General features: G+C 49.6%; 32 protein-coding genes. 26 read left to right on the forward strand and 6 right to left on the reverse strand.

Going from position 1 to position 25,517, the window contains the following annotated elements; genetic code table 11:
- Window positions 1-108 precede the first annotated feature (108 nt).
- The 22 genes from ACTHS3_RS00280 (at window position 109) to ACTHS3_RS00385 (ending at window position 17,261) form a co-directional block, all read left to right on the forward strand.
- Window positions 109-411 (forward strand): head-tail joining protein, encoded by a 303-nt coding sequence (locus ACTHS3_RS00280; RefSeq protein WP_049349580.1) that lies wholly within the window; start codon window positions 109-111, stop codon window positions 409-411.
- Complete coding sequence (locus ACTHS3_RS00285) at window positions 392-976, forward strand: hypothetical protein (RefSeq protein ID WP_234395569.1); 585 nt, start codon at window positions 392-394, stop codon at window positions 974-976. The genes ACTHS3_RS00280 and ACTHS3_RS00285 overlap by 20 nt, the downstream gene beginning before the upstream one ends.
- Before the next feature lie 2 nt (window positions 977-978).
- Window positions 979-1,155 carry a DUF2635 domain-containing protein gene (locus tag ACTHS3_RS00290; RefSeq protein ID WP_107696872.1) on the forward strand — a complete coding sequence of 59 codons (177 nt, stop codon included), beginning with the start codon at window positions 979-981 and terminating at the stop codon, window positions 1,153-1,155.
- On the forward strand, window positions 1,155-2,630 hold the full coding sequence (locus ACTHS3_RS00295) for a phage tail sheath subtilisin-like domain-containing protein (RefSeq protein WP_440366789.1): 1,476 nt from the start codon (window positions 1,155-1,157) through the stop codon (window positions 2,628-2,630). Before ACTHS3_RS00290 ends, ACTHS3_RS00295 begins: the two co-directional genes overlap by 1 nt.
- Before the next feature lie 54 nt (window positions 2,631-2,684).
- Window positions 2,685-3,053: a phage tail tube protein gene (locus ACTHS3_RS00300; protein WP_049343649.1), complete on the forward strand. Its 369-nt coding sequence runs from the start codon at window positions 2,685-2,687 to the stop codon at window positions 3,051-3,053.
- A 60-nt stretch (window positions 3,054-3,113) separates the two neighbouring features.
- The gene (locus tag ACTHS3_RS00305) at window positions 3,114-3,401 is read left to right on the forward strand and encodes a phage tail assembly protein (protein WP_049349576.1); all 288 of its coding nucleotides are present in this window, start codon (window positions 3,114-3,116) and stop codon (window positions 3,399-3,401) included.
- 149 nt (window positions 3,402-3,550) lie between these two features.
- Entirely contained in the window at window positions 3,551-4,033 is a 483-nt protein-coding gene (locus ACTHS3_RS00310) for a hypothetical protein (RefSeq protein ID WP_063067789.1), read from the forward strand.
- A gap of 54 nt (window positions 4,034-4,087) precedes the next feature.
- Window positions 4,088-5,794: a tape measure protein gene (locus ACTHS3_RS00315; RefSeq protein ID WP_440366791.1), complete on the forward strand. Its 1,707-nt coding sequence runs from the start codon at window positions 4,088-4,090 to the stop codon at window positions 5,792-5,794.
- Between the two features lie 12 nt (window positions 5,795-5,806).
- Entirely contained in the window at window positions 5,807-7,108 is a 1,302-nt protein-coding gene (locus ACTHS3_RS00320) for a DNA circularization protein (protein ID WP_049343643.1), read from the forward strand.
- A 2-nt stretch (window positions 7,109-7,110) separates the two neighbouring features.
- The gene (locus ACTHS3_RS00325; RefSeq protein ID WP_440366793.1) at window positions 7,111-8,340 is read left to right on the forward strand and encodes a phage baseplate assembly protein; all 1,230 of its coding nucleotides are present in this window, start codon (window positions 7,111-7,113) and stop codon (window positions 8,338-8,340) included.
- The gene (locus tag ACTHS3_RS00330; RefSeq protein WP_049343639.1) at window positions 8,337-8,888 is read left to right on the forward strand and encodes a phage baseplate assembly protein V; all 552 of its coding nucleotides are present in this window, start codon (window positions 8,337-8,339) and stop codon (window positions 8,886-8,888) included. The genes ACTHS3_RS00325 and ACTHS3_RS00330 overlap by 4 nt, the downstream gene beginning before the upstream one ends.
- A gap of 10 nt (window positions 8,889-8,898) precedes the next feature.
- Window positions 8,899-9,321, forward strand: a complete 423-nt coding sequence (locus ACTHS3_RS00335; protein WP_049343637.1) for a phage GP46 family protein — start codon at window positions 8,899-8,901, stop codon at window positions 9,319-9,321.
- Window positions 9,311-10,369, forward strand: coding sequence for a baseplate J/gp47 family protein (locus ACTHS3_RS00340; protein WP_107696864.1), 1,059 nt, complete (start codon window positions 9,311-9,313; stop codon window positions 10,367-10,369). The genes ACTHS3_RS00335 and ACTHS3_RS00340 overlap by 11 nt, the downstream gene beginning before the upstream one ends.
- Window positions 10,357-10,956, forward strand: a complete 600-nt coding sequence (locus ACTHS3_RS00345) for a YmfQ family protein (RefSeq protein WP_049343635.1) — start codon at window positions 10,357-10,359, stop codon at window positions 10,954-10,956. Before ACTHS3_RS00340 ends, ACTHS3_RS00345 begins: the two co-directional genes overlap by 13 nt.
- A gap of 62 nt (window positions 10,957-11,018) precedes the next feature.
- Window positions 11,019-13,337 carry a tail fiber domain-containing protein gene (locus tag ACTHS3_RS00350; RefSeq protein ID WP_440366796.1) on the forward strand — a complete coding sequence of 773 codons (2,319 nt, stop codon included), beginning with the start codon at window positions 11,019-11,021 and terminating at the stop codon, window positions 13,335-13,337.
- Entirely contained in the window at window positions 13,334-13,579 is a 246-nt protein-coding gene (locus tag ACTHS3_RS00355; RefSeq protein ID WP_063067797.1) for a hypothetical protein, read from the forward strand. Before ACTHS3_RS00350 ends, ACTHS3_RS00355 begins: the two co-directional genes overlap by 4 nt.
- Before the next feature lie 12 nt (window positions 13,580-13,591).
- Entirely contained in the window at window positions 13,592-13,981 is a 390-nt protein-coding gene (locus tag ACTHS3_RS00360; RefSeq protein WP_107696861.1) for a hypothetical protein, read from the forward strand.
- Entirely contained in the window at window positions 13,978-15,288 is a 1,311-nt protein-coding gene (locus tag ACTHS3_RS00365) for a hypothetical protein (protein WP_440366798.1), read from the forward strand. Before ACTHS3_RS00360 ends, ACTHS3_RS00365 begins: the two co-directional genes overlap by 4 nt.
- 140 nt (window positions 15,289-15,428) lie before the next feature.
- Window positions 15,429-15,914, forward strand: a complete 486-nt coding sequence (locus tag ACTHS3_RS00370) for a hypothetical protein (RefSeq protein WP_440366800.1) — start codon at window positions 15,429-15,431, stop codon at window positions 15,912-15,914.
- Window positions 15,914-16,225, forward strand: a complete 312-nt coding sequence (locus ACTHS3_RS00375) for a hypothetical protein (RefSeq protein ID WP_440366802.1) — start codon at window positions 15,914-15,916, stop codon at window positions 16,223-16,225. Before ACTHS3_RS00370 ends, ACTHS3_RS00375 begins: the two co-directional genes overlap by 1 nt.
- Window positions 16,226-16,275: 50 nt before the next feature.
- Entirely contained in the window at window positions 16,276-16,752 is a 477-nt protein-coding gene (locus ACTHS3_RS00380) for a D-Ala-D-Ala carboxypeptidase family metallohydrolase (protein WP_440366804.1), read from the forward strand.
- Window positions 16,749-17,261: a hypothetical protein gene (locus ACTHS3_RS00385; RefSeq protein WP_440366805.1), complete on the forward strand. Its 513-nt coding sequence runs from the start codon at window positions 16,749-16,751 to the stop codon at window positions 17,259-17,261. Before ACTHS3_RS00380 ends, ACTHS3_RS00385 begins: the two co-directional genes overlap by 4 nt.
- Before the next feature lie 60 nt (window positions 17,262-17,321).
- On the opposite strand, the gene ACTHS3_RS00390 is transcribed toward ACTHS3_RS00385, so the two are convergent.
- Together ACTHS3_RS00390 and ACTHS3_RS00395 are read right to left on the reverse strand one after the other, a co-directional pair.
- On the reverse strand, window positions 17,322-17,738 hold the full coding sequence (locus tag ACTHS3_RS00390) for a type II toxin-antitoxin system HicB family antitoxin (RefSeq protein ID WP_063067803.1): 417 nt from the start codon (window positions 17,736-17,738) through the stop codon (window positions 17,322-17,324).
- Between the two features lie 75 nt (window positions 17,739-17,813).
- Window positions 17,814-17,996: a type II toxin-antitoxin system HicA family toxin gene (locus ACTHS3_RS00395; RefSeq protein ID WP_049343624.1), complete on the reverse strand. Its 183-nt coding sequence runs from the start codon at window positions 17,994-17,996 to the stop codon at window positions 17,814-17,816.
- A gap of 291 nt (window positions 17,997-18,287) precedes the next feature.
- Between ACTHS3_RS00395 and ACTHS3_RS00400 the strand changes: the two genes are divergently transcribed.
- Window positions 18,288-19,295, forward strand: a complete 1,008-nt coding sequence (locus ACTHS3_RS00400) for an adenosine deaminase (protein ID WP_070695634.1) — start codon at window positions 18,288-18,290, stop codon at window positions 19,293-19,295.
- A 54-nt stretch (window positions 19,296-19,349) separates the two neighbouring features.
- Here the strand turns inward: ACTHS3_RS00400 and ACTHS3_RS00405 are convergent, their stop codons facing one another.
- Together ACTHS3_RS00405 and bioB are read right to left on the reverse strand one after the other, a co-directional pair.
- The gene (locus ACTHS3_RS00405) at window positions 19,350-19,829 is read right to left on the reverse strand and encodes a DUF302 domain-containing protein (RefSeq protein ID WP_003680761.1); all 480 of its coding nucleotides are present in this window, start codon (window positions 19,827-19,829) and stop codon (window positions 19,350-19,352) included.
- Between the two features lie 131 nt (window positions 19,830-19,960).
- Window positions 19,961-21,013, reverse strand: a complete 1,053-nt coding sequence (gene bioB / locus ACTHS3_RS00410; RefSeq protein ID WP_070461800.1) for a biotin synthase BioB — start codon at window positions 21,011-21,013, stop codon at window positions 19,961-19,963.
- A gap of 217 nt (window positions 21,014-21,230) precedes the next feature.
- Here bioB and miaA point away from each other — a divergent pair, with 217 nt between their 5' ends.
- Genes miaA through hpnC form a run of 3 tightly spaced genes read left to right on the forward strand, consistent with a single transcriptional unit; the run spans window position 21,231 to window position 23,768 of the window.
- Window positions 21,231-22,172, forward strand: coding sequence for a tRNA (adenosine(37)-N6)-dimethylallyltransferase MiaA (gene miaA / locus ACTHS3_RS00415; protein WP_004519883.1), 942 nt, complete (start codon window positions 21,231-21,233; stop codon window positions 22,170-22,172).
- Between the two features lie 3 nt (window positions 22,173-22,175).
- Window positions 22,176-22,898 carry a tRNA adenosine(34) deaminase TadA gene (gene tadA / locus ACTHS3_RS00420; RefSeq protein ID WP_004519882.1) on the forward strand — a complete coding sequence of 241 codons (723 nt, stop codon included), beginning with the start codon at window positions 22,176-22,178 and terminating at the stop codon, window positions 22,896-22,898.
- 54 nt (window positions 22,899-22,952) lie between these two features.
- Window positions 22,953-23,768, forward strand: a complete 816-nt coding sequence (gene hpnC, locus ACTHS3_RS00425; protein ID WP_004519881.1) for a squalene synthase HpnC — start codon at window positions 22,953-22,955, stop codon at window positions 23,766-23,768.
- Window positions 23,769-23,816: 48 nt separating this feature from the next.
- Here the strand turns inward: hpnC and htpX are convergent, their stop codons facing one another.
- The gene (htpX, locus tag ACTHS3_RS00430) at window positions 23,817-24,656 is read right to left on the reverse strand and encodes a protease HtpX (RefSeq protein WP_004520292.1); all 840 of its coding nucleotides are present in this window, start codon (window positions 24,654-24,656) and stop codon (window positions 23,817-23,819) included.
- A 189-nt stretch (window positions 24,657-24,845) separates the two neighbouring features.
- Window positions 24,846-25,517 (reverse strand): oxygen-dependent coproporphyrinogen oxidase (gene hemF / locus ACTHS3_RS00435; RefSeq protein ID WP_440366809.1); only part of this gene is annotated, 672 nt, incomplete at its 5' end.

The following is a 25,517-nucleotide window of genomic DNA, read 5'->3' on the forward strand; positions in this document are numbered from 1 at the left end:
GCGAAACAGACGGCCAACGCGAAGGCGAAACAGACGGCCAACGCGAAGGCGAAACAGACGGCCAACGCGAAGGCGAAACAGACGGCCAACGCGAAGGCGAAGGCGCGAATGTTTAAAGAACCGTTCGAGGTGTTTACCAATACCGCAGATTTCGGTGAAACCGTTTTGATTGACGGCGTGCCGGTAGCGGTGGTGTTTGACCGCGAATATCTACCCAATAATGGTTTCGGCGTGGTCATCGGCAATGCCGACCCACAGTTAATTGTTGCCGACAGTAAGCTGCCGCCTAATATCAAAGATGCCACCATCACCGCACGCGGTGTGGCGTATTCTGTGGCTGAAATTGATTATGACGGTTCTGGTATGTCGGTTATTCAGTTGAGAAAACAGCATGACAAGCCAGCTTACTGAAATCCGTTCCGCGGCGGTGGCATTGTTGAAGAAACGTTTTCTGCGTGTCTATGACAACCGTGTGACCGCGCCTGCGCATTCGCAGTTACCGTGTGTGGTGGTTTATATCGATGGGCGGCGTAGCGAAGTATTTAACGTGTCGCCTGTTGAATTAAAGCATACCGTACGCTTGGTAACGATGGTTTGTGTGCAGGCTAATGAACAGGCTGATGCGCTTGCAGAAGAAATGCTGGCTGTGGTTGAGCGGTTGTTTTACGCCAACCCAACCCTACGGCGGTTGGATGTCAACGGCGAGCAGTGCGATATGTTGGCTGATGATTTATTACCCGACAATCTTAATATCGAATATGACGACAGCGGCGAGTATGTTTGCGCATATTATCAGCAAGGTTGGCAGGCTGTGTATCACGAGCAATGCGGCGAGTATGTCGGCGGTGCGGCGGAATATTATCCGCAAGCCGTTATTGTGCAGTCGTTTGCCGATGGCCTGACAGCATCAAACCGCTGGCAGTTGTACGGTACAGATCCCGAAATCGAAGCAGAAGACTTAATCCCGAAAGGCTGAAAATGGCTAATATTATCCAAATCAAGCCGGTGGAAGGTTATGTAGTGACCGACCCGGCAACCATGCAACCGCTGCCCGAAGAAGGCGCATCGGTGGAGTGGTCGAATTACTGGCAGCGCCGCATCAACGAAGGCGCGGTCGAGTTGTTGCAAACAACGGCGAAGAAAGGTGCTAAATAATGGCAATCGCATTTGACCAAATCCCTGGCACTTGGCGTTTACCGGGTGCAAAAACTGAATTTAACAATGAATTGGCCAACCGTGGCGCAACCTTGAAAGCCTTTCGCGGCCTGATTATCGGCCAGATGCTGGCAGGCGGAAAGGCTGAAGCGGGCAAGCTGGTTCGTATTTCGCGTGCAGAACAAGCCGCTGAATTGTTTGGGGCTGGTTCGCAAATCGGTGTGGGTGCGTCCGCATGGTTTAAAAACAACGGCGACTATATCGAAACTTGGGCACTGCCGCTTGCTGATGCGGGTGAGGGTGTGGCCGCTACGGCTAAAATCACTTTTACCGGCACGGCACAGGAATCCGGAGCGATTTACCTGTATATCGGCGGTGTTCGTGTGCCGGTTGCTGTGTTGGTAAATGATACTGCGGACGTACAGGCAACCAAAACTGCCGCCGCTATCAATGCCGCTACTGGCTTGACGGTAAGTGCGGTAGCGGCCGCCGAAGTGGTTACGCTGACAGCGAAAAACAAAGGCGCGGTAGGAAATGATGTGGATTTGCGCATTAATTACTACCCGCTGGACGAGAAAACGCCTGCTGGCATTAAAGTGGCATTTACTCCGTTTGCAGGTGGCACTGGTAATCCGGATTTAACGGCAGCTGTGGCCGCAATGGGCGATTTGCAGTTTGATGCGATTGTTCTGCCGTACACTGATGCTGCTGCGCTGAAGGCAATGGAAGACGAAATGCAAAGCCGCTGGGGTGCGATGCGTGCTATCGACGGTATGTTTTTTGCTGCGTCGGCAAAAGGTTTCAGCGCTTTAACCACGCTGGGCAATAGCCGTAACAGCCCGTTTGCCTGTATCGGCGGCTTGCCGAAAACGCCGTCACAACCGTTTGCCTTGGCGGCTGCTATGGCGGCACAGGCAGCGTTTGCCGCGCAAAATGACCCGGCGCGCCCGTTCCAAACGCTGGAACTGGTCGGCGTCTTGCCACCTGCAGAAAACGACCGCTTAACCGAGCAAGAGCGCAATATTTTACTGTTTAACGGTATTTCTACCTACCGCATCAATGCGGGCGGTAGCGTGCTGATTGAAATGCTGATTAGCACCTACAAAACCGGTAAATACGGCCAAGCTGACGATAGCTACCTGATGATTAACACCGTCTGGACGCTATCTTACCTGCGCTACGACTGGAACGCGTACATTGTGAGCAAGTATCCGCGCCATAAGCTGGCTGATGATGGCAATAAGTTTGGTGCCGGTCAGCCCATCATGACGCCAAAGCAGCACAAGGCAGAAATGGTGAGCCGCGCGAAGTTGTGGATGGAATTGGGTTTGGTGGAAAATATCGACCAGTTCACCGCTGACAGCTTCAGCGAACGCAATTTGGCGAACCCTAACCGCTTAGATAGCTTGTTCGTGCCGGATTTGGTGAATCAAATGATTGTATTTGCCAATAAAGTACAGTTTATCAGTTCATAAACCATAGGCCTGTCTGAAGCATTTTAGACAGGCCTTTAAACAAGGATTAGCAACATGGCAAAACAAAACCGCCGTGCCGGTACCATTTTCTTTAAAGTGGGCGGCCGTCAGCTGGATGCCAAGGGTAATTTTACCTATAACTTAGGCAACCCAAAGCGTGAAGCGATTATTGGTGCAGATGGCGTGCATGGATATAAAGAAACTGTGCAGACTGCCTTTATCGAAGGCGAAATTACCGACAGTGCCGATTTGAAGCTGGCTGATTTAACCAATATCGACAGTGAAACCATCACCTTGGAACTGGGGAACGGGAAAACCGTGGTCTTGTCGCAAGCGTGGTTTGCCGGTGAAGGTACGGGCAACACCGAAGAAGCCAACATCGGTGTGCGTTTTGAATCGCGCCTGCCTGCGCAGGAGATTTAAAGCACAATCAGCCGCCTTTATGGCGGCTGTGTGTTGAAATTATCAATAGAGAGTAGATAAATGGAAGAATGTACTATCAAATTAACAGCGCCGATCATGCACGGTCAAAACGAAATTACTGAATTAACCCTGCGCCCTATCACCGGTAAAGATATGCTGGGTATTAAGTTTGAATTTGATACCGCCGGCAAGATGGTTGTGGATGCTGATGCATCGTTTAAGCTGGGTTACAAGCTCACGGGTATCCCTGCGCCTGTTCTTTCGCAAATGATTGCGCCTGATGTGCTGAATTTGTCGATTGAGTTGCAAAGTTTTTTAGCCAGTGGCCAGTGGACTGGCCGGAGCTAGCGGCAACAATTGGCTACACCTTTAAGGGTAGCGCCGGTAATCCGTTGGATTTGGATTTAGACGGCCTGTTGTGGTGGTATGACAGAGCAGTATGGATTAATGAGCAAATATCTGGTTAAAATAACTGTGTTTATTAACTGGATGAAATCATGAAAAAGAATGCTTTAATTTTTGCCGCTTTATTGTTGTTATCTGCCTGTGGACAACCTGCTGAACCGACTGAAAAATCGGTGGAAGCATCTGCACCGCTTCAGGCTGCTGAATCTAAACAGAAAGTTTTGTTTGATGTCCGTGAAATTGTTTTGAAGCCAAGAAAGCAGGTCGAATTGTTTACTGGTGCGGCTTTGGGTGATTGTGAAAACAATAAAAACGGTCTTTCCTGTCATTATGAAAAAGATGGCAGTATTATTGATGTGGTTTATATTAATGGTGTTGCTGATTGGATAACAATCACGAATCCTAAATTTGAGCAGTTGGATGTGCCGTATCAGTTGGGTATGGATTATGAAAAATCTACTTCTATGACGGATGCGGTCATTGAATATAATGGAAAATTTGGTTTTCAAAGCCTAACCGTATTTAAGTCAGGTGCGGCGGTTGATTATGTTTATATCAAAGCAAAAACGCTTTAAAGTTTAGTTCTTAGGGCCGTCTGAAATTCAGACGGCTTTTTGTTTGGATAAATCATGGCTAATGCAAAGACACAAATTGAAGTCACCGTACTGGACAAAGCCAGTCGTGCGCTGGATAAAATTAAGGGTAAGTTCGCAGGGCTGAATAATGGCAAGGTGGGTGAGGCAATGGCGCATATTACCCGTGCAACTTCTCAGTCCAGTAAGATTCTGGGCGCGTATGCGGCTGCAAGTGGTGTGATTGCCGCTGGTGCGGGTGTATTTGCCAAGGGTGTGATGGATACTGCGTCTGAATTTGAGCGGTACGAAACTATTTTGACCACGCTTGAAGGTAGTGCAGAAAAGGCTAAGAAATCTATGGCTTGGATTTCAGACTTCGCCGCCCGCACACCATATGAAATGAATGAAGTGACCGATTCTTTCGTGAAATTGAAGGCTTATGGTTTAGACCCGTTGAAAGATGGGTTGTTAAATTCTCTTGGTGATACGGCGGCGGCGATGGGTAAGCCGGTGATGCAAGTGGTTGAAGCGATTGCTGATGCTGTAACGGGAGAAAATGAACGTCTAAAAGAGTTTGGTATTAAGGCCAGTAAAATCAAAGGTACTAATTTCACGGAATACAGCTACACCGACAAAAATGGTAAGCAGCAGTTGGCGAAAGTGGAATCTAACAACCGTGCGATGATTCAAGCTACTTTGCAAACCATTTGGAATGAAAAATACGGTGGTGCGATGAATAAGCTTTCCGGTACATGGGAAGGCATGATGTCGAATCTTTCCGATCAGTGGTCTAGATTTAAGCTGTTGATTGCACAAAGTGGGGTGTTTGATTTTCTGAAAGACAAGTTAAGCGGTTTTTTGGATAAAGTGAACAAAATGGCCGATGACGGCAGTCTACAAAAACTTGCTGAAACGATAGGTCAAAAGCTGGTAACCGGTTTTGAGCGTCTATGGGAGGTTGGCGGTAAGATTTACGATAAATTTGTTGCCATTAACGACTTTTTCGGGGGATTTGAAAATACGCTGACCGCGCTTGGCGTAGTGGCTTTACTGCCATTGGTGGCGGCCATTGTGAATATCGGGGTGGCAATCGGGTCGCTGGTGGTTGCTTTGGCACCTTTGGCTACCGCGCTTATTCCTGCTATTGCAGGTTTTGCGCCGTTTATTTTGGCGGGTATCGCCATCGGCTTGTTGGCCGGTTATATTTGGTCGAACTGGGAACCGATCAGCGGCTGGATTATGGAAAAATGGGCAGCTGTAACCGATTTTTTAAGCGGTGTTTGGGAGAGTATCAAATCGCTGTTTGCGGCTGGTTTTGATTTGCTTAAGTCGTATTTTCTCAATTTTACCCCGCTGGGTTTGATGATTCAGGCTATGCAGCCGATTATCGGCTGGGTGGTGTCCAACTGGGAAAGCATCAAGGCGGTGTTTTCCGGTGCGATAAGCGCCATTGGGTCGATTTTGTCGTCATTCAACCCGGTGCAGTTTGTGCAGGCGGCGTTTGCGCGTTTGCAATCTTTTATCGGTGGTATTTTTGACGGAATTAAAGCTAAGGCGGCCAGTATCTTGAATCTTTCTCAGGAGGCAGGTCGGGCTGCTTCATCGTTGCCTGCACCCGGTGCGGTTGTTCGTGGTGGCGGTGGCGCAGGTCGTGTGGATGTGAGCATTAACCACAGTAACGTGCCGCGCGGTACTACCATGAAAACTACCGCCAGCAACCGCGTGAATTTGAGCAGTAAACAAGGTTATGCATTCGGCTGATAGGGTTTAGAAATGTCTTGGAAAAACAAATTGCGCCCCGCGTCTTTTCGCGGGGCTTCGTTTGGGGTGGAATCGCACCAAACGGAGCAAGGCCGTCGAACGCAGGTACACGAGTATCCGGGGCGTGATGATCCTTATGTTGAAGACTTGGGATTAAAGGCGGGTACGTTTTCGGTGCGCGGCTTTTGTATCGGTGCGGATTATATGGCTGCCCGCGATAAGCTGCTGGAAGCATGTAACCAGCCGGGCGCAGGACAGTTGGTGCATCCGTATCTGGGCACGCAGAATGTTGTCTGTACGGCGGTATCGCTGTCTGAAACCGCCGATGAAGGTGGCATGGCGCGGTTTGATTTATCTTTTGTGGTGGCGGGTAAGAATCAGTACCCGGCGCAAACAGAAGATTTAATCGGTAGCTTGCTGGAAAAATCCGATTTTCTGGATTCGGCATTAGGCGATTGGTTCAGTGAAGTGTTCAGTCTGAATGGTGTACCGGATTTTCTAAGTGTACAGGCGATAAATGATCTAACCGCGCGGCTCAATAAGCTGTCCGATTTATCCAGTTTGCTGGATTTGGGTAAACAGTCCGAATTTTTGCAGTCGGTAACAGGGTTGCTTGGGTCAGTTAAAAAGCTGGCAAATGTGCCTGCTGATTTGGCTTTTCAGGTTTTAGGTGCGTTTACCCAGCTTTCCGGTGGTTTTGGCCGCCCGTTGGCCGGTATCCAGGCGCTGAAATTGGCGTTTAAGAAGAAGCCGGATTACAGCGCAAAGCGCATCAATGACACGCATTTGTTGGCAGCGCCATTGCAACAGGGGATTAAAAACCGTGAAGCGGTGGCATCACTATTTGAAATTGCGGCATTAAATGCGGCGGTTGCCACGGCAGTATTGATGCCTGATGACGTGCGTATTGAATTGCCGCAAGTCGGCGGCGATTTTTCAGACGGCAAGCCCGGCAGTAGCAACAGCCGGATTGCGGCGAAAAACGAACGCGAAAGCCTGTTTGAAAGTTTGGATGAAGCCATTATCACCCGCCGCGATTTATTGGCATGGATTGATGCGGTTGCGCCAGATGTCCCTGATGCGGTTTATTCTGCCTTGCAGGATGTACGGCGTGCGGTAGTTCAGGCAGTACCTGATGCACAAAATGAGTTGCCAAGATTGCGTGAAATCACCCCGAAAGCAAGCCTACCTGTGTTGGTGCTGGCTTATTCGGTGCATGGTGATGCCGCGCGATCTGGCGAAATGCTGCGGCACAATGTAGTGGCGCATCCGGGGTTTATGCCGGTTGCTCCGCTGCGGGTATTGAGTGATTAAAAATGTCTGAAATCGTATTGCAGGTAAACGGCGCTAACTATGGCGGCTGGACGGGAGTATCGGTATCGCGCAGCATTGAAACCGTGGCTGGGGCATTTGATTTGACGTGTACCGAGAATGTGGGCGGCGATGCGACGCAATGGCCGTTGCGCCCGAATCAAAAGTGTAAGATTTTGGTAAACGGGCAAACTGTGATTGACGGCTACATCGATAAAGTGAGTATAGACGTTTCGGACAGTGCTCACGGTATCGCGGTTTCCGGCCGCGATAAAACGGGCGATTTGGTCGATTGCGCGGCGGTGCATAGCCCGGCGCAATGGCGAAACATCAAGCTGCTGGATTTGGTGAAGATTCTTGTTGCGCCGTTTGGACTTGAAGTGATTTTGGAAACGGTAGCCGATACGCCGTTGGCGGTGTTTAAGCTGGAGCCTGCTGAAACCGCTTTTGCCGCGATTGAACGGGCGTGTAAGTTGCGTGGGGTGTTGCCGGTACAGGCGCGTGGTGCATTAGTGCTTACCCATGTTGGGACCGAACGCACCGCTACGCCGCTGGTTTATGGTGGAAATATTAAGTCCGCTACAGCTGATTTCGATTTTTCCGACCGCTTTTCTACTTATACCGTATCCGGCCAGCGTGCTGGCAATGATACTGATAACGGCAAGGCGGTGGCTCATGTTAAAGAGCAGGTAGCCGATACAGGTATCACCCGTTACCGCCCTTTTGTGAAGCAGGCAGACGGGCAGGCTACCGCTGCCGTGGCAAGGCGTCAGGCAGAGTGGGAAAAGCAGGTGCGTGAAGCACGTAGCACTACATTGTCTTGTACGGTGGCTGGTTGGACGCAGCAAAATGGCCAAGTTTGGGATATTAACCTGCTTGCGGCGGTTGAGGCTGCGATTTTGGGCGTTACAGGCGATTTACTAATTTCGGCCGTTGAATACAGCTACGATGACAGCGGCGAGATTACTAAAATGGAATTGAAGCGACCTGATGCCTACCTGCCGGACCCGGAGGACGTGAAAAAGGCGGAAGGCAAACCGGAAAAGGCAGTCAAAGCAAAAGCATCGGGTAAGGCAAAGGCCGAAAGTAAAACCAAAACCAAGCCGAAAGGTGGTAAGGCGGCCAAGCGTGGAACAGGAAAAAACAGTGCGGCCGGTGGCTGGGATGGCGGTGGAGCGATGGAGTTGCAGAAAAATGCCGATGGCAGTTATACCGTGGGGAATTGGAAAAAATGATTGAGAAGCTTAAGGCCATGATAGGGCGCTGCATCATTGCGGCGGTTTCAGACGGCCATAAAACCCAGTCAGTGCAAATTGAAGCATTTAGCGGCGATATGCATGACGATGTAGAGCGCTTACAGCAATTTGGCTTTACCGGCGTACCGGTGGTAGGAGCAGAGGGTATTGTGCTGTTTGTGGCGGGAAATCATGATCATCCGGTTTTAATCTGTGCTGAAAATCGCGGTATTCGGGTGAGCGGTTTGAAAGAAGGCGAATCGGCGCAGTATAACAGCAGCGGCCATAAGATCGTGCTTTACCATGACCGCTGCGAAATAAATACGCCGCAATTTGTAGTGAACGCGGAAAGTGAAGCAGTGATTAATGCCCCGCTGATTGAGTTGAACGGTAATGTTATCGGCACGGAATCGGCAGTATTTGCCAAAGAGGTAAAAGATATGGGCGGCGGGTACTCTATGTCTGGTATGCGCAGCACTTATAACGGCCATACTCACCACGAAAATGACGAGCAGTCCGAAACCAATTCGCCTACGCAAACCATGTGAGAAACAAACCATGCTTGGATTAATTCCGTCTGAAATCGGTGGCAGTGATTTGCTGTTGAATGATACCGACTGGTTGCGTTCGGCAGTTTGGATGTCTTTGGGTACCGATGCCCGTGCCAGATCTGATGATGTATTGCCGGATGGCGCAGGGGATAAGCGTGGGTGGTGGGGCGATACCTACCGCCCACAAATTATTGGCAGCCGATTATGGTTATTGAGCCGTGAAAAGCAATTACCTGAAACGCTTGCGCGGGCTGAAGAATATACCCGTGAAGCTTTGCAGTGGCTGATTGATAAAAATATAGCCGAATCAGTAGAGGTGAGCGGCTCATGGGCAGGTGTTGGCCGTCTGAATTTGGCGGTGGCGATAACCAGCCCGGAAGGTCAAATCTACCGATACAGTTATTTATGGAGCGCACAAAATGCCGTTTAGTCGACCAAACCTGAAAGAGATTATTGAGCGCGTCGAAACCGATATAACCAGCCGTACCAGCGAAAACGAATATCCGCAGGCAGGCAGTGTTGCAGGGGTGTTTGCGGCCGCTTTGGGCGGTGCGTCCCATCTGCTGCATGCGCATTTGGATTGGGGTATTAAACAAATGCTGCCGTCCACAGCCACCGGGGAACAGCTTGAAGAGCACGCCCGGATTTGGTTGAAAGTGCCGCGTAAACCGGCAGCTTTTGCCGAAGGTGAAATCACGGTAACGGGTGCGCCTGGCGCGGTATTGCCGGCGGGTACATTGTTTGCCCGTGGTGACGGTATCCGTTTTGTTACAACAGCCGATTTAACTCTGTCTGCATCAAGCGGTGCAGTAACAGTGGCAGCTGAAACGGCTGGAGAAATCGGCAATACAAAAGCCGGTACGGTGTTCACAATGGTATCGCCTGTTTTGGGCATACAGTCTTCCGCGCCTGTTGGGTTATCCGGTATTTCCGGCGGTAGTGATGTTGAGAGCGACGCCGATTTGCGTAGTCGACTGATCCGCCGTATCCAAGGGTCGGCGCAAGGTGGTGCGGATTATGATTACGAAACTTGGGCGCTGGAGGTGCCTGGTATTACCCGCGCCTGGGTGTTGCCGCTGCATAACGGCTTGGGTACGGTTTCGGTTGCGGTTGTGCGTGATAACGATGAAAGTATTATCCCAGATGAACGCGAAATCGCGCGGGTGCAGGAACATATCGAAGAAGTGCGTCCGGTGACGGCGCGGGTAACGGTGATCGCGCCTGTGGAAAAGAAGGTGCAATACCGCATCAATCTTGCGCCGGATACTGCTGAGAATCGGGCAGGGGTGGAAGCAGCGTTAAAGTCATTCCATCTGCGTGAATCGTCTATGGGTGGTACGCTGTATTTGTCACGCATTTCTGAGGCAATCAGTTTGGCGCCAAACGAATTTATGCACGTTATGTCAGAACCTGCTAAAGATGTGACCTGTGCACCAAATGAAATCCTGACGTTTGGAGGGGTGGTATGGCCAAGCTGAATCCATATACAGCCGATCAATACCGGCAGCAGCTGATTGCATTGTTGCCTACCGGAGCGGCATGGCAGTTTGAGCCAGGAACGCGGCTTTGGGAGTTTGTCGATGCGTTGGCGCAGGAGTTGGCCCGCATTGATGCGCGTGTGTCAGATATGGTTGGGGAATCCCATCCACGAAACGCTTATGAAATGCTGAACGAGTGGGAGGCGGTTGCAGGCTTGCCTGATATTTGCACTGGGACTTTGGACAGTATTCCGGAGCGGCAACGGGCATTGGTGGCAAAACTCACATCAACCGGCGGTCAGTCAATACCGTATTACTTAAGCGTAATCGAAAATATGGGCTATTCCGGCGCGACGATTGACGAGCCGGAGCCGATGACCTGCAACGATAACTGTGCAGATTATTTGTGGGATGAGAGCAGTATTTTCTGCTGGATAGTCAATATCCCTGCGGACACTGCCATTGAGCAGATGACCTGTGCGGATGACTGTACCAGTTTTTTAAGTAATTACGGCATTAATGCGCTTGAGTGTGTTTTAAACCGCATTAAGCCAAGCCATACCCACGTTAGTTTTCACTACGAATAATTTACTTTTAATCAATAAAGGCCGTCTGAAATTCAGACGGCCTTTGCTTTTGGAGCATAAGAATGAGACGTATTGATACCAGTACCGCCGCACAGGATTTATTCGGCAAAGGTAAGCACGGATGGCGCAACGGCAACCCGCAAGCCGGTGTTCGTCCCACCCAGTTTAATGCGGAATTTGTAAATGCGTTGCAGGAAGAAATTGCAAATGCCATTGAAAATGCGGGTATTAATCTTAATCCCGAAGATAATCAGCAGCTTTTTAAGGCAATTAGTTCTTTGGCCGGTGGCTCAGGGAAAATCGAAAGTGTAGACGCTTTGCGCCAGTTGAAAGGTGAGTATCCTGCGGTATTGTTAAATGCTTATTACACCGGTGGAACTACGGGCGGCGGTGTATTTGTGGCAGATGCTCAAGATAAAACCACTGCTGATAATGGCGGCACGGTTATTGTTGATACGTCTGGTATGCGCTGGAAACGGGTATTTAAAGAGTTAAGCCTTTATGATTTTGGCTATGATAAGTCAAAAAATAATGCCGCATCTATTTTGAATGCGGTGGAAAATGCGGCGATTGGTGTAGTGGTAGATTGCTTAGGATTATCTATCGATACTGGCAATCAGTATCCGAAAAATAATAAGTACGCAAACGGTCAATTTGTCATCAATGGCAAAGCGGTTGATGTTCAGTATCAAATCATTCGTAGCGGCCTTGGCCGTTTTATTTCCGGTAGTGGTGCGGCATCCAATCTTAAGTCAAATGAGTGGACGGGTGCTGGATTGGTGGTTATCGGTGAACAGGCAATGGGACGGGTGGAGCGCTGTGTTTCTGCTATTGCTATTGGCGATCGTTCGCAGGGGTTTTCACGTGTTAGCCGCGATAATATTTCAATCGGGGCAGATAGTTTGATTAATGTTCAGGCTGACACGGAGTGGTATGACCAGTCCAAAATGGCAGGAACTCGCAACATCGGTATCGGCGGTAATGCAGGGCGTGGTATTACAAGCGGTTATTCAAATATTGCGATCGGCCGTAACTCTGGCCAAGGTTTGGGTACTGGCTTTTCTAATATTGCTTTAGGTTCGGCGGCGTTGGCCGGTGTCGGACCAATTGGGCTGAGCGGCGATATTGAAGTTTTTTGGCCGTCGCCAACATCTCGTACCGTGGCTGTCGGCGAATCCGTATTGCAGATGTATCAAGGGCGCGATGCGCAAACGGCAATTGGTGGTGGCGCGGCAAAAAATACAAAGGTCGCCGAAAAAGTAACTGCGTTGGGGGCAAATGCCCTTGAAAACTTGGAACGTAATCTTGCGCCAAACGGTGGTGATGTGCTGTGGAGCGGAACGGAGACGGGTAGTTATATTCAAAGCGGCCATGATGTTACGTTGAACTTTGGCAATATTCGAGGCGCTCAAGTCGGTTACTGGGTAGGCATCCGTCTGACTTCAGGCGATGCGGCCACCGTGCAGGGTGATGTTGTACCAGTAGAAGTAACAGCAGCGGCAGGCAACAGTCTCACCATCCGCAGCCCGAAAGAGCTTAACGCATCGGGTAACGCAGAACTTAAATATGTTTATTCGACATCATCGGCGGCCGCGAAAAACGAAGAATTGACAGTAATCGGTACCAATGCACTTAAGAATGCGGTAAGCGGCGCATATACAACAGTAATTGGTGCGGATGCAATGCTGTCCAGTGATAACCCGCAGAAGACGGTGGCAGTTGGTGCTTCAGCGCTGCGGAGTGGAACACATGTATCTAGCGTCGCTGTTGGGTATTGGTGTGCGCCCACAATTAGCAGTGAGCAAAGTGTATTTATTGGTGATTCATGTGGGTACCGAAACGTACAAGGTGATGTATTAAGCGGAAAAATTACCAATTCCATTGCCATTGGTTATGGTGCGCGTTTGGGTGGAAGTAATGAAATTCAGCTTGGGATGTATGGCCAGACGCTTTATGCACCCTCAGCCGTGAATATTCGGTCAGATGCCCGTGATAAGGCTGATATTGAGCCATTGGATTTTGGTTTGGATTTTGTTCGTAAACTCAAGCCTGTTACAGGGGTTTGGGATCGTCGAGATGCTTATACTGACGAGTTGTTCACAAACCTTCCGCCTCATGAGCGTTCGGAAAAACTTCGTGAGTGGTGGGCAAATCCGTCAAAGGATGGACGTCATAAAGAAAGTCTCCGTCAGCATTGGTTTATTGCTCAAGATGTTGTAGCGCTTGAAGAAGAATATGGCAAATTGCCAATGATTAACTTTAGACAGGATACCTACACAATTGAGTATGAGATGTTTGTCCCAGTATTGGTTAAGGCGTTGCAAGAAATGGCTGATGAACTGGAGAGCATGAAAAAACAAATGCAGGAGTTAAAGAAATGACACGTTGTGTAATTGATTCGGATGGATTGTTTATCGAAGAACAGTATTTTGATGACTGTCGCCAAAGTATTGAAGCTGAAGTTCCTGTGCTTGAACAACATCAGGCAGCGAAGTGGGTTGGGGAAGGTTGGGAAATTGTCCCTGATTATCGCGGGTGTATGGTTGTCATTGGTGGTGATGTGCAGGTTTGGAATGAGTTGGGCAACCTTCCTGTCGATGCTGTTTTGATTTGTGCTGATTAGTTTAAGTACACCATGCAGTTGTATGGTGTACTTAAAGCTATCGGTCGATTCAGTGGAGTTTTTATGGCTGATTTAATTCATATCAGGGCGGATATTCCAACAGTAAACATTGAAATGCCAGTCGGAAACGCCCGGCGTTTTGAAGTAACGGTAACGGTGGATGGGCAACCTTTCGATTTATCTGCCGCAGAACTGAAGATGATGGTTGCTCCTAGCGTTGGTTTGGCATTTGAGACTACAGGAAATATTCAGGTAGTCGGCAACGTCCTAACGCTGGATTTCCCGCCTGATTTTTCCCGAGACGCAAAGTGGCGCCGCGCAAAGTATGACATTTTGAATGTATCAACGCGCCACACGTTGATACGTGGCGAAATCTGTTTGCTGGAGGTTGTAACGCGATGACTATATATATGTTTACCCTGTCAGACAAAACGCCGGCGGCCGAAATTGACGTTAAGGAAACGGTAATTGCTCAAGGCGCTGGGCAAGATTTGTACGACCGCGCCAAAAAAGAACTTGGCTACTCTGGCACTTTTGAAGAATTTCTCGCTTCGTTCAAAGGCGACACTGGCGAACGAGGGATTCAAGGCGAAAGAGGAACGGACGGCTTGCCAGGCGCAAAAGGCGACAAGGGCGACACTGGAGCGGATGGCTTGCCCGGTGCGAAAGGAGACACTGGCGATAAAGGCGCTGATGGTCTGCCTGGGGCAAAAGGCGAACGAGGCGCAGACGGTGCAGTTGGCGCAAAGGGCGAGAAAGGCGATACAGGCGAGCGTGGCCCACAAGGACAACGTGGGGAAACGGGTCAGCAAGGTTTGCAAGGTATCCAAGGACCTATTGGCCTTACTGGACCTAAAGGTGATACTGGACCTAAAGGTGATACTGGACCTAAAGGTGATACTGGACCTAAAGGGGCGGACGGACAAAAGGGCGAGCGAGGGGAGCAAGGCCCAATCGGACCTACTGGACCTCAAGGACCTATTGGGTTAACTGGTCCAAAAGGAGCAGATGGCCGCGATGGCGTGGGTATCCCGCAAACACTGGCCTTATCCGGAAACACACTTACACTATCAGGCGGCGGAGGAAGTGTAACGCTACCAAGCCAAGCAGCCACAAACGCACCTACTGGACAAGCCAATGAGTATGAAATCCACGGCACTGGTATGCCTAACGGAAAGGTTACTGCACCAGTTGGAACGACCTATGTGGATACAGCGGCAACTAATGGCGCGTTGAAGTGGATAAAACGCACTGGAACGGACAACCAAGGCTGGGAGGTTTTGACTGGGGATACTGGCTGGAGAACGCTGACTATTGCTTCAAAACTGGGCGCGTCATATCTAAAAGTACGCAGAAAAAACGATACTGTTATGTATCAATTTGGTGGTTTAAGCTGGGGTTGGTTCGGTATCGTGCGACGTGGTGGCCCAGGGTATTCTGTCCAGCCGTCGGACAGGGAGCGGAACGTTTTTATTTTGGGTTTACGCGGAATACCGGAAGGATTTAGGTCAGAATTTAGCCTGATTGGTGGAATCTACAATGACAAGGGCATTCCATATGGAACATGGTATTTAGGTGGGCCTGGAGATGCTCACATGCTACGTTTCCAGTTTACTGACCCAGTCCCTACTGACCGAGATATTGGGGACATTCGGGTAAGTTCCATCATGTACCTTACCAGTGAGCCGTGGCCGACCACATTGCCATAATTTTTAAAGGAGAATAAAAACGGCTTCACTTGTCGCTCAAACTACTTCAGCGCCGGGATTCAAACTATTCATTATGCTGTCACCGGCAAACTTGCGTAACAGGCCATCTTTCAGATGGCCTTTTTTCTTGGAGGCAAAAAATGAGTAACTCACTCAAATGGGTTAAATATATTCTTGAATGGCGTTTTCTTCCTGTACGGTTTCAGCAGTGGTTGTTTGGTACGGGCACGCGTGCGGTTGAATTTGTCAGTGGTTGTTCGATGATTGGGTATGCGTTGGTCTTCGCATTTTCGCCGAACGACATCTATAGTTGGCCAATATATTATAAATTCAAGGATATTTCAGAGTTTACGCTGATATTGGTATTCGGCGGTGTCGGAGTGCTGCAACTGGTGGCGATGTACTGGCAGACATTCAAGGGGGAGGTGCTGTCGGGTTATATGCTTTTGGTATCAGCATTTATCTGGTATTTAACGGCGTATGCGTTTTGGGCGGCCTATCCGCCGGCGCATACAGGCATGGTTATTCCGCCTGTCTTGGCGTTCCTTTGCTTACTTGCTGGAAATAACTCACTTAAATTCTTGTTTTCGGAGGTTAAATTCAAACGGAAACAAAAGGGGGAATAATGCACGATTTTTTTCAAATCGGCTATCTGTTCGCGATAGGGGGCGGCGTCATTGGTAGCGTGTGGTCAAGCATGAAAGACCATGACGCACCAGTATCAAGCCTGTTTGAAGCTTTGATTTCGGCGGTTGCGGCGGCGGCAGTAGCGGAACGGTTTTTAATGCTAAACCAAGTATGGACTTGTGCGATTGCCGGCGCGTTTGTCGGTATTTTAACAGGTCATGCGATGGATACCGTGCAGGCCATTGCCCCGGGATTGATGAAAAGATGGCTTAGAAAAACGGCTTCCAAATTTATCGATAGTAAAGACTAGCAAAGGCCGTCTGAATATTCAGACGGCCTTTTTATTTCAAAAGGTAGAATATGACACAAGTAACACAAAATTTTAGTTTGCGTGAATTAACGCGTAGCGAAACCGCCCGCCGTATGGGTGTTGAAAACATTCCGACTGAAAAGGAAATGCAGAATATCCGCAAGACAGCTGAGCAGTTGGAAAAAATTCGTGAATACGTTGGCCGTGGCATCATTGTTACAAGCTGTTTTCGCAGCGAGCGTGTGAATAAGTTGGTTGGTGGTAGCCCAACATCGGCACATCGTTTCGGTTCGGCAGCTGATTGTGACGCTATCGGCATGACTTCTTTTGCTTTTGCGAAAAAGCTGATTGAAATGCGCGATGTTGGAAAGCTGGCATTTGACCAGTTGATCTTGGAATTCCCGGAGCGTGGGGATGGTGCATGGGTGCACATCGGTTTCCGACACAATGGCACCCAACGTAATCAGGTTATGACTGCCGTTAAACGCAGTGGGAAAACCGTTTATTTACAGGGATTAGTGCCATGATTCCGTGGATGCTTAAAAACAGAATCATCACGGCCCTAATTGTGTTGGTGGTGGTTTTAGTGTGTTGGCTTGGCTTTGTTTATGGTGTCGCCATTCCTGATGCTGAAAAGCGCGGTGCGGCAGTCGCTACGTCAAAAATCAGCCAAGATTTTGCTGTTGCCCAAGGCCGGCGTGTTGCTGAAACATTGGAAAAAGAACGGGCGCGCACCGCTGAATTTGCTGCGATGCAAGCCAAAATAGAAAAGGAGAGAATCCATGCGAAAACTGTTATTAATAGCCTTCGCAGCGAGCTTGACCGCGTGCAGCAGTACGCCCGAAATCAAGGTGGCCGCCGAAACCTGCCCACAACCGATAGCACCGCCGGCGCATCTGATGAATCAGTTGCCAAAGGCTGGGCATTATTCGGAAAATGCACGGCTGAATATGCTGGAATGGCAGAAGTAGCAGACCAGCAAAGAAATGATTTGGCTGAATGGCAGGCTTATGGCCGTATTGTTTCTGGTGAATGAAAAAGCCCCCTTGCGGGGGCTTGCTCTATAAAAAAAAGCGTACTGTATGGAAAGAGTAGGTTAAGAGAAGCTGATATTCAGATTTTTGCCAAGCTTTTCAGCGGCTTTTTCCAAAAAATCAAGTTTTGTATTGTGACGCAAATTCAGTAAGCGGTCAATTTGCGGCATGTGCACGTCTAATCTTCTTGCCATTTCGGCTTTCTTTACATTTTGTTGTACCATTTCATTAAGTAGCAGGATTTTAGCTGTTTCTAATGCCGGTAAAACGACAACATGCTCACCATCATTTTCTGAAGGCAGTGGGACTGCTTTCCTGTCTTCAAAGTATCCTTCTAATGCGCAAATCAGGCCGTCAATCGCTTCGATTTTTGCTGTATCTTCGTCTTCTCCGACTGCGACAGCTTCCGGAATATCTGGGAATGTTACTAATAAAGTACCATTATCGTCTGGCGTTAGAATATAGGGGTAAGCTAACATATAAACCTTTCATAGTAATCCAGTATAGTTATTAGGTAGCAAGCTCCTCCGAGCTTGCTCCTTTTTATTTCTTATTTATTTAAGATCTAAGTCTTTTTTGATTTTTTGAACCAATCCCGTACCAATTTCTTTACTACCGTGGTTTGGGAAAACTGATGTTTTATTACCAAGTTTTATTAATTGATGGCTTCCGCGTTTTAGCGTGGTAAACTCTACACCTTGAGAGAGCAGCCATTTCCTGAATTCGCTGTATTTCATCATTCACCTCCTTTCCATACAGTAAGGTCATAATACAACAAAAATGTTGTGATTGCAATACTAAATACAACATTTTTGTTGTATTTAGTATTGCTCAAGATGATTTTAATTTGTGGGTATATATGGGGGTATATAAATTAGTAAAAAATAAAAATGTATTTATATACATATATTTATTATTGAAAGGATAATTATGATGGAAAATGGTTTTTAACAGATAAATGGTCAAAGGCCGTCTGAAAGTTTCAGACGGCCTTCAATATTAAATATAAACAGAAAATCAGAGAAAATATGAATATCAAACAATTTATCCAAGCCCTGCCCAAAGCCGAGTTGCACGTTCATATCGAAGGGACGTTTGAGCCGGGGCTGATGTTTGAAATCGCCAAGCGCAACCATATAGCAATTCCTTATGAAAATGTCGATGCGGTACGGCAGGCTTATGATTTTCACAATCTGCAGTCGTTTTTGGATATTTATTATGCCGGTGCCGGCGTATTGTTGCACGAGGCGGATTTTTACGATTTGACCCGCGCGTATCTTGAGCGTTGCCGTGAAGACAATGTCGTGCATACGGAAATATTTTTCGATCCGCAAACCCATATTGCGCGGGGTGTGGCGTTTGAAACCGTGATTAACGGCATTGTCCGCGCCTGTCATGAAGCCGGACAGCAATGGGGAATAAGCACGCGTTTGATTATGTGTTTCCTGCGTCATTTGTCGGAAGAAAGCGCATTTGAAACCTTAAATCAGGCTTTGCCTTATAAGGAACACATCATTGGCGTAGGCTTGGATTCGAGCGAGCAGGGGCATCCGCCGTCCAAGTTCGAGCGCGTGTTTGCGCAGGCGCGGGCGGAGGGTTTGTTGACGGTGGCACATGCCGGAGAAGAAGGCCCGCCGGAATATGTTTATGAGGCTTTGGACTTGCTGCATATCCGCCGTATCGATCATGGCGTACGGGCGGAAGAAGATGAGGCCTTGATGGCGCGTTTGATTAAAGAACAAATGCCGTTGACCGTTTGCCCGTTGAGCAATTTGAAATTAAAAGTGTTCCCTGAAATGGCGAAACACAATTTGCGCCGTATGTTGCAACGCGGCGTCTTGGTAACCGTCAATTCCGATGATCCGGCATATTTCGGCGGCTATATGAACCGCAATTTTGAAGCGCTTGCCGAGGCTTTGGATTTGAGTGCGGAAGAAATCAAAACCTTGTGCGCCAATTCGTTCCGCGCTTCGTTTTTGAGCGAGGCGGAAAAGGAAGAATGGATACGGAAGATTGAAGGTTTTGATGCTGAATAACGATAAAAGGCCGTCTGAAAAAGTTTTAGACGGCCTTTTATGTCGGCGACGGGCTTATTCGCCTACGGTTTTTTGTATCAGTTTTTCGGCGTTTGCCAAAGTGTTTGCCACTTCGTCAAAACCGATGCGGCTGCCGGCGATGAGGGCGCGCGTATCGGTATAGGCGGCGCGTACTTTGCCGTCCGTTTCGGTAACGAGGACGCGCAGGGGCAGTTGCAGGGCGAAGGCGGGGTCTTTGACCATCAGCGGCGTGCCGGCTTTGGGCGTGCCGAAGACGATGACTTTTGCCGGCTGCATCGTTAAGCCGTTTCGGCGGGCGGCTTCCTGATGGTCAATGACGGCAAAAATGTCCATTCCTTTGCTTTTTATGGCGGTTTCAAGGCGGCTGACGGTTTCGTCAAAGCTGTATTTTGAGGTGAGGGTATGCGTGGTCATAGCGGTTTCGTTTTGGGTGGACGGTTCGCCGGTAGGATGTGCCGAAGCGGTTGAAATGCAGAGTGCGGATGCGGCAATCAGGGGGAGTATGTGTTTCATCGTATTTCCTTATTGGTTTGTTTATCAGGCTTCGGACGGGGCGGCACGCGCCGCGCCTGATGTTGCGCCGCGTGCCGGAGTGCCGTATGCCGTCTGAAAGCCTGTCCTTTCAGACGGCATTATGATGGCGGTTAATAGTCGACTTTGATTTTGGGTGTTTCCTGCGCGGCTTTGTATTCTTCTTCCAATTCAAAGCGCAGCGGATACAAATTCAATTTTTCCATTAGCAGGCGGTCGCCGTCTTCGTCCGGATTGCCCGTAGTCAGCAGCTTGTCGCCGTAGAAAATCGAGTTTGCGCCAGCCATGAAACACATGGCCTGCATGGATTCCGGCATATTGCTGCGGCCTGCGGACAGGCGGACGTAGCTCTCGGGCATGGTAATGCGCGCCACAGCGATGGTGCGGACAAATTCTGTCCAGTCCAAATCTTCGGCATCGGCCAGCGGCGTGCCTTCCACTTTGACCAACTGGTTGATCGGCACGCTTTCGGGTTGCGGGTCGAGGTTGGCAAGGCTGGCAATCAGGCCTGCGCGTTCGGCGCGGGTTTCGTTCATGCCGACGATGCCGCCGCAGCAGACTTTCAAACCGGCATTGCGGACTTTGCCCAAAGTATCCATGCGGTCTTCGTGTTTGCGGGTGTGGATGATGTCGTTGTAGCGTTCAGGGTCGGTGTCGAGGTTGTGGTTGTAGTAGTCCAGACCGGCTTTTTTGAAGTCTTCAGCCATGCCGTCTTCGAGCATGCCGAAGGTGCCGCACACTTCCATGCCCAAGCCTTTCACCGCGCTGATGATTTCGGAAACGACAGCCACGTCTTTGGGTTTGGGGCCGCGCCATGCCGCGCCCATGCAGAAACGGCTGGCGCCGCGAGATTGGGCAATTTTGGCTTTTTCGACGATTTCGTCCACATCCATCATTTGCTCTTTGCCCAGATTGGTGTTGTGGTGTGCCGATTGCGGGCAGTAGGCGCAGTCTTCGGGGCAGCCGCCGGTTTTGATGGAGAGCAGGGTGGAAAGCTGGATTTCGCGCGGGTTGAAGTTTTGGCGGTGGATTTCGGCGGCTTGGAAAACGAGGTCGAGGAAAGGCAGTCCGAATAAAGCCTCGACATCGCATTTTTTCCAATAACGCGCAGTCGGATGCGGCTTGCGCTCGGTTTGACGGCGCAAGGCTACGGGAGATACGGTCATAGTGTGTTCTTTCGTGTTTACAGCGACGCAGTGTCGCTGACGGCTTGACTGCCGGCGCAATGACGGCAGCAGCAGGTTTGAAATCAATATAAAAGGCCGTCTGAAACGGCGCAGCAAGTGTAACGCTTTTGATAATGTAGAGCAAATGTTTCAGACGGCCTGAAATATGGTTTGCCCGGGTTTGCTATAATCGCATTTTTAATTTTTCCGTTTTCTTATGAACGCGCCCAAAGCCTTCGCCGTACTCGGCCCGACCGCCGGCGGTAAAACCGCACTGGCCTTAAATATTGCCCGATCGTTGCCGGTAGAAATCATCAGTTTGGATTCCGCGCTGGTGTATTGCGGCATGGACATCGGTACGGCCAAGCCGACTGCCGAAGAGCTTGTTGCCGTACCGCATCATTTGATTGATATTATCTCGCCGCTGGAAAGTTACAGCGCGGCGGATTTTGTCGGCGACTGCGTGCGCTTGGTGAACGAAATACATGCGCGCGGTCGCTATCCGCTGATTGTCGGCGGCACGATGATGTATTTCCATGCGCTGACGGAAGGTTTGAACGATTTGCCCGGCGCGGATGCGGCGGTGCGCGCACAGCTTCAGGCGGAAAAAAAAGAACACGGTTTGGCAGGCCTGTATCGCCGTTTGCAGGAAGTTGACCCGATAACGGCAGGCCGTCTGAAAGCCAATGACAGCCAGCGTATTGAGCGCGCTTTGGAAGTCTATCTTCTGACCGGCAGGCCTTTGAGCGAACATTTCACAGAGCAGAAGCAGGCTGCGTCTTTATTGGATTTATGCACGGTTGCCCTTATCCCCGAAGACCGCCATTTGTTACACCAGCAAATCGAAAAACGCTTTTTAAGTATGCTGGAGCACGGTTTCCTAGATGAAATACACGCCTTACGCCGCGATTATCCGCAACTGCATGCCGATATGCCGTCTATGCGCTGCGTGGGCTACCGTCAGGCTTGGGATTATCTCGAAGGCGAAACCGATTATGACACCTTTGTCGAAAAAGGCATTATCGCCACGCGCCAGCTTGCCAAACGCCAGTTGACCTGGTTGCGGAAAATTCCTTTGGCGCACACGTTAGATCCTTACGCAGACAGCGATTATGTTCAAACGGCCTTAGCCTTGGCGCGTCAGCATTTTCAGGAATAATCCATGCTGACTACGCCACCACTTGCCCCTAAAGCATTGACCGCGCTAAAAGAATTGGGTATTTGTACGCTGGAAGATTTACAGGAAATCGGCGCAGTCCACGCATTTCTATTGCTGAAAGCGTCGGGTTTGACCGTAACCAAAAGCACCTTATGGCAACTGGCTGCGTTGGTTTCAGGTGTGGATGCCCGGCGTATTTCCGAGGAGAGAAAGACGGAGCTGTGCGAGGATTTGAAAAAACATCCGCCTGTTGCCGTTTTCCCTTCGCAAAGCGATATGGAAACCTTTATGCGGTTGGCGATAGAACAGGCCAAACAATCGGCGGTATTGGGCGAAGTGCCGGTTGGCGCGGTCATCGTATATCAAGGCGAGGCAATCGCAGCGACACACAATACCTGCATTGGCGACCACAATGTCAGCCATCATGCCGAAATCAACGCGCTTGCCGCCGCAGGTAAGACCTTGCAAAACTACCGTTTGGAAGACTGCGACGTGTACATTACCTTAGAGCCTTGCTCCATGTGCGCATCTGCCTTGATACAGGCGCGGGTCGGGCGTGTGATTTATGGTGCGGCTGAAGCTAAAACCGGTGCGGCAGGCAGCGTGGTCGATTTGTTTGCCGACAAACGTCTGAACAAGCATACCGCAATTTTGGGCGGCATATTGGCAGAAGAATGCCAAAGCGTATTGCAGGATTTCTTTGCGGCCAAACGTAAGGCCGTCTGAATTTCAGACGGCCTGTCAGCAAAAACACTTTATTTTAAATTTTCGGATTTCCCCATGTCAGTCAATCATTACGAAAACTTCCCAGTCGGCTCTATTGTGCTGCCGCGCCGTTTGCGCAAGCCGGTTCACGCCGTTTACGCTTTTGCGCGGACGGCGGACGATATTGCCGACGAAGGCAATGCCGAAGCAGTCGAACGCCTGCGCCAACTGGACGAACTGAAGGCAGAGTTAGACCGCATTACACAAGGTGGGAAATCGCAAACAGCTTTGATGCAGCGTTTGTACAACGAAGCGATTGAGCCGTTTCAATTACCGTTGCAGCTGTTTTACGATTTGTTGGCGGCGTTCAGTCAGGATGTGGTCAAAAACCGTTATGAAAATTTTGGCGAATTGATTGCCTATTGCCGTTTGTCCGCCAATCCGGTGGGGCGCATTATGTTGCATTTGTACGGGCAAACCGATGAAGTGAGCATAGCGCAAAGCGACGGCATTTGCACTGCCTTGCAGCTGATTAATTTCTGGCAGGACGTGGCGGCAGATTGGCAGAAAGGGCGCGTGTACATCCCTCAGGAAGATTTGCAGAAGTTCAAAGTCAGCGAAGAACAGATTGCGGCCGGCAAAGCCGACTTTGCTTTTCAACGACTGATGGCACACGAGTGTCAACGTGCCTTTCAAATACTGAAGGCCGGTTCGCCGTTGGGCAAAACCCTCAAAGGACGAATCGGTTTTGAGTTGCGCATGATTATTGTCGGCGGCCAGTTGATTTTGCAGAAACTGGACGGTTGCAAATATGACGTGTTTAACCAGCGGCCGCTGTTGGATAAGAAAGACTGGATGATTATCATCAAACGGGCTTTGATGAAGAAATAAAAAAAGGCCGTCTGAAATTGATGTTTCAGACGGCCTTGATGTTTTCGATTAGCGGTTTTTCAAACGGTTGATGCGGTTGTCCAAAGAAGGATGGGTGCTGAACCAAGAATCTTTGGCTTCGCTGGCAATGCCCATTGCGGTCATGGTTTGCGGCAGATCGCTGGTGCTGCCTTTTAAGCGTTGCAGGGCGGCAATCATTTTCGGCGCGCCCACCAGTTTTGCAGCGCCCGCATCGGCGCGGTATTCGCGTTGGCGGCTGAACCACATCACAATGATGCTGGCGAGGAAGCCGAATACGATCTGCAATACCATGCTGACCATGAAATATGTACCTTGCGACGTACTGCCGTCATTGTTGCGCGCCACCATGCTGGAAACAATACGCGCCAAGAAGACAACAAAAGTATTCACAATACCTTGAATCAGTGTCAGCGTTACCATATCGCCGTTGCCGACGTGTGCCATTTCATGCGCCAAAACGGCTTCGACTTCATCGCGGGTCATGTGGTCGAGCAGGCCGGTGCTGACAGCGATGAGCGAGCTGTTTTTGGTCGCGCCGGTTGCAAAGGCATTAGGCTCTGGGGAGTCGTAAATGGCTACTTCGGGCGTTTTCAGATTCCATTGGCGGGCTTGCGCTTCAACAGTTGCCAACAGCCAAGCTTCTTCTTCGCTTTGGGGCTGGTCGATGACGACGGCGCCGACCGAATGTTTGGCAATGGTTTTCGACATCAGCAAAGAGACAATCGAGCCGCTGAAGCCGACGACTGCGGAATAAGCCAACAGGCTGCCGACTTGGTCGGTACTGTTGATGCCCAAGATGGCCAAAATAATACGGATGACAACCAGAACTGCGATATTGGTTGCGATAAATAAGAAAATGCGTTTCACCGATTATTCCTTTTTAGTGTGGTTTGTGAGGTGATTTTTATATGGGCGCATTGTCTCAAAAACTCTATAGAGATGAAACAGCATGATAGGCAAAGGTATGCAAATTCAAAGCAATTGAAGCAAAGGCCGTCTGAAAAGGTAGTCTCAACCAGTGAGAATCGCTTTTCAGACGGCCTCTTATAGGTAAAACTATCTGCCGGCTTCTTCCAGCCAGTTGCGCGGTATAAGGAATTGATTGAGGCGTGCTTCGGGTGAACCTTCTTCCGGCACATATTGATACTCGAAGCGTACCAAAGGCGGCATGGACATCAAAATGCTTTCCGTACGGCCGCCGCTTTGCAGGCCGAACAGCGTGCCTCTGTCCCAAACCAAGTTAAACTCGACATAGCGTCCGCGACGGTAGAGTTGGAAATCTCGTTCACGTTCTCCATAAGGCGTGTTTTTACGTTTGGCCACAATCGGCAGATACGCTGCGATATAGCCTTCCCCAACCGCCTTGATAAAATTCAGGCAGGTATCGAAATCCCAACGGTTTAAATCGTCAAAAAACAGGCCGCCCACGCCGCGTGTTTCGTTACGGTGTTTCAAGTAGAAATATTCGTCACACCATTGTTTGAATTCAGAATAAACCGATTCGCCAAATGGCGTGCATACGTCTCGCACCACTGTGTGCCAATGCACGATATCTTCTTCAAAAGGATAAAACGGCGTCAAATCAAAGCCGCCGCCAAACCACCAAACCGGCTCGGCATTTTCAGGATAGGCAATAAAAAAGCGCACATTGGCATGGCTGGTCGGGACATAAGGATTTTTCGGATGAATGACCAGCGACACGCCCATGGCTTCAAACGCCGCGCCTGC

This window comes from Neisseria sp. P0009.S007, from assembly GCF_051962515.1.

Coding starts and splice junctions, on each gene's coding strand:
- ACTHS3_RS00280 (WP_049349580.1), top strand. CDS start 109: ATGTTTAAAGAACCGTTCGAGGTGTTTACCAATACCGCAGATTTCGGT.
- ACTHS3_RS00285 (WP_234395569.1), top strand. CDS start 392: ATGACAAGCCAGCTTACTGAAATCCGTTCCGCGGCGGTGGCATTGTTG.
- ACTHS3_RS00290 (WP_107696872.1), top strand. CDS start 979: ATGGCTAATATTATCCAAATCAAGCCGGTGGAAGGTTATGTAGTGACC.
- ACTHS3_RS00295 (WP_440366789.1), top strand. CDS start 1,155: ATGGCAATCGCATTTGACCAAATCCCTGGCACTTGGCGTTTACCGGGT.
- ACTHS3_RS00300 (WP_049343649.1), top strand. CDS start 2,685: ATGGCAAAACAAAACCGCCGTGCCGGTACCATTTTCTTTAAAGTGGGC.
- ACTHS3_RS00305 (WP_049349576.1), top strand. CDS start 3,114: ATGGAAGAATGTACTATCAAATTAACAGCGCCGATCATGCACGGTCAA.
- ACTHS3_RS00310 (WP_063067789.1), top strand. CDS start 3,551: ATGAAAAAGAATGCTTTAATTTTTGCCGCTTTATTGTTGTTATCTGCC.
- ACTHS3_RS00315 (WP_440366791.1), top strand. CDS start 4,088: ATGGCTAATGCAAAGACACAAATTGAAGTCACCGTACTGGACAAAGCC.
- ACTHS3_RS00320 (WP_049343643.1), top strand. CDS start 5,807: ATGTCTTGGAAAAACAAATTGCGCCCCGCGTCTTTTCGCGGGGCTTCG.
- ACTHS3_RS00325 (WP_440366793.1), top strand. CDS start 7,111: ATGTCTGAAATCGTATTGCAGGTAAACGGCGCTAACTATGGCGGCTGG.
- ACTHS3_RS00330 (WP_049343639.1), top strand. CDS start 8,337: ATGATTGAGAAGCTTAAGGCCATGATAGGGCGCTGCATCATTGCGGCG.
- ACTHS3_RS00335 (WP_049343637.1), top strand. CDS start 8,899: ATGCTTGGATTAATTCCGTCTGAAATCGGTGGCAGTGATTTGCTGTTG.
- ACTHS3_RS00340 (WP_107696864.1), top strand. CDS start 9,311: ATGCCGTTTAGTCGACCAAACCTGAAAGAGATTATTGAGCGCGTCGAA.
- ACTHS3_RS00345 (WP_049343635.1), top strand. CDS start 10,357: ATGGCCAAGCTGAATCCATATACAGCCGATCAATACCGGCAGCAGCTG.
- ACTHS3_RS00350 (WP_440366796.1), top strand. CDS start 11,019: ATGAGACGTATTGATACCAGTACCGCCGCACAGGATTTATTCGGCAAA.
- ACTHS3_RS00355 (WP_063067797.1), top strand. CDS start 13,334: ATGACACGTTGTGTAATTGATTCGGATGGATTGTTTATCGAAGAACAG.
- ACTHS3_RS00360 (WP_107696861.1), top strand. CDS start 13,592: ATGCAGTTGTATGGTGTACTTAAAGCTATCGGTCGATTCAGTGGAGTT.
- ACTHS3_RS00365 (WP_440366798.1), top strand. CDS start 13,978: ATGACTATATATATGTTTACCCTGTCAGACAAAACGCCGGCGGCCGAA.
- ACTHS3_RS00370 (WP_440366800.1), top strand. CDS start 15,429: ATGAGTAACTCACTCAAATGGGTTAAATATATTCTTGAATGGCGTTTT.
- ACTHS3_RS00375 (WP_440366802.1), top strand. CDS start 15,914: ATGCACGATTTTTTTCAAATCGGCTATCTGTTCGCGATAGGGGGCGGC.
- ACTHS3_RS00380 (WP_440366804.1), top strand. CDS start 16,276: ATGACACAAGTAACACAAAATTTTAGTTTGCGTGAATTAACGCGTAGC.
- ACTHS3_RS00385 (WP_440366805.1), top strand. CDS start 16,749: ATGATTCCGTGGATGCTTAAAAACAGAATCATCACGGCCCTAATTGTG.
- ACTHS3_RS00390 (WP_063067803.1), bottom strand. CDS start 17,738: ATGTTAGCTTACCCCTATATTCTAACGCCAGACGATAATGGTACTTTA.
- ACTHS3_RS00395 (WP_049343624.1), bottom strand. CDS start 17,996: ATGAAATACAGCGAATTCAGGAAATGGCTGCTCTCTCAAGGTGTAGAG.
- ACTHS3_RS00400 (WP_070695634.1), top strand. CDS start 18,288: ATGAATATCAAACAATTTATCCAAGCCCTGCCCAAAGCCGAGTTGCAC.
- ACTHS3_RS00405 (WP_003680761.1), bottom strand. CDS start 19,829: ATGAAACACATACTCCCCCTGATTGCCGCATCCGCACTCTGCATTTCA.
- bioB (WP_070461800.1), bottom strand. CDS start 21,013: ATGACCGTATCTCCCGTAGCCTTGCGCCGTCAAACCGAGCGCAAGCCG.
- miaA (WP_004519883.1), top strand. CDS start 21,231: ATGAACGCGCCCAAAGCCTTCGCCGTACTCGGCCCGACCGCCGGCGGT.
- tadA (WP_004519882.1), top strand. CDS start 22,176: ATGCTGACTACGCCACCACTTGCCCCTAAAGCATTGACCGCGCTAAAA.
- hpnC (WP_004519881.1), top strand. CDS start 22,953: ATGTCAGTCAATCATTACGAAAACTTCCCAGTCGGCTCTATTGTGCTG.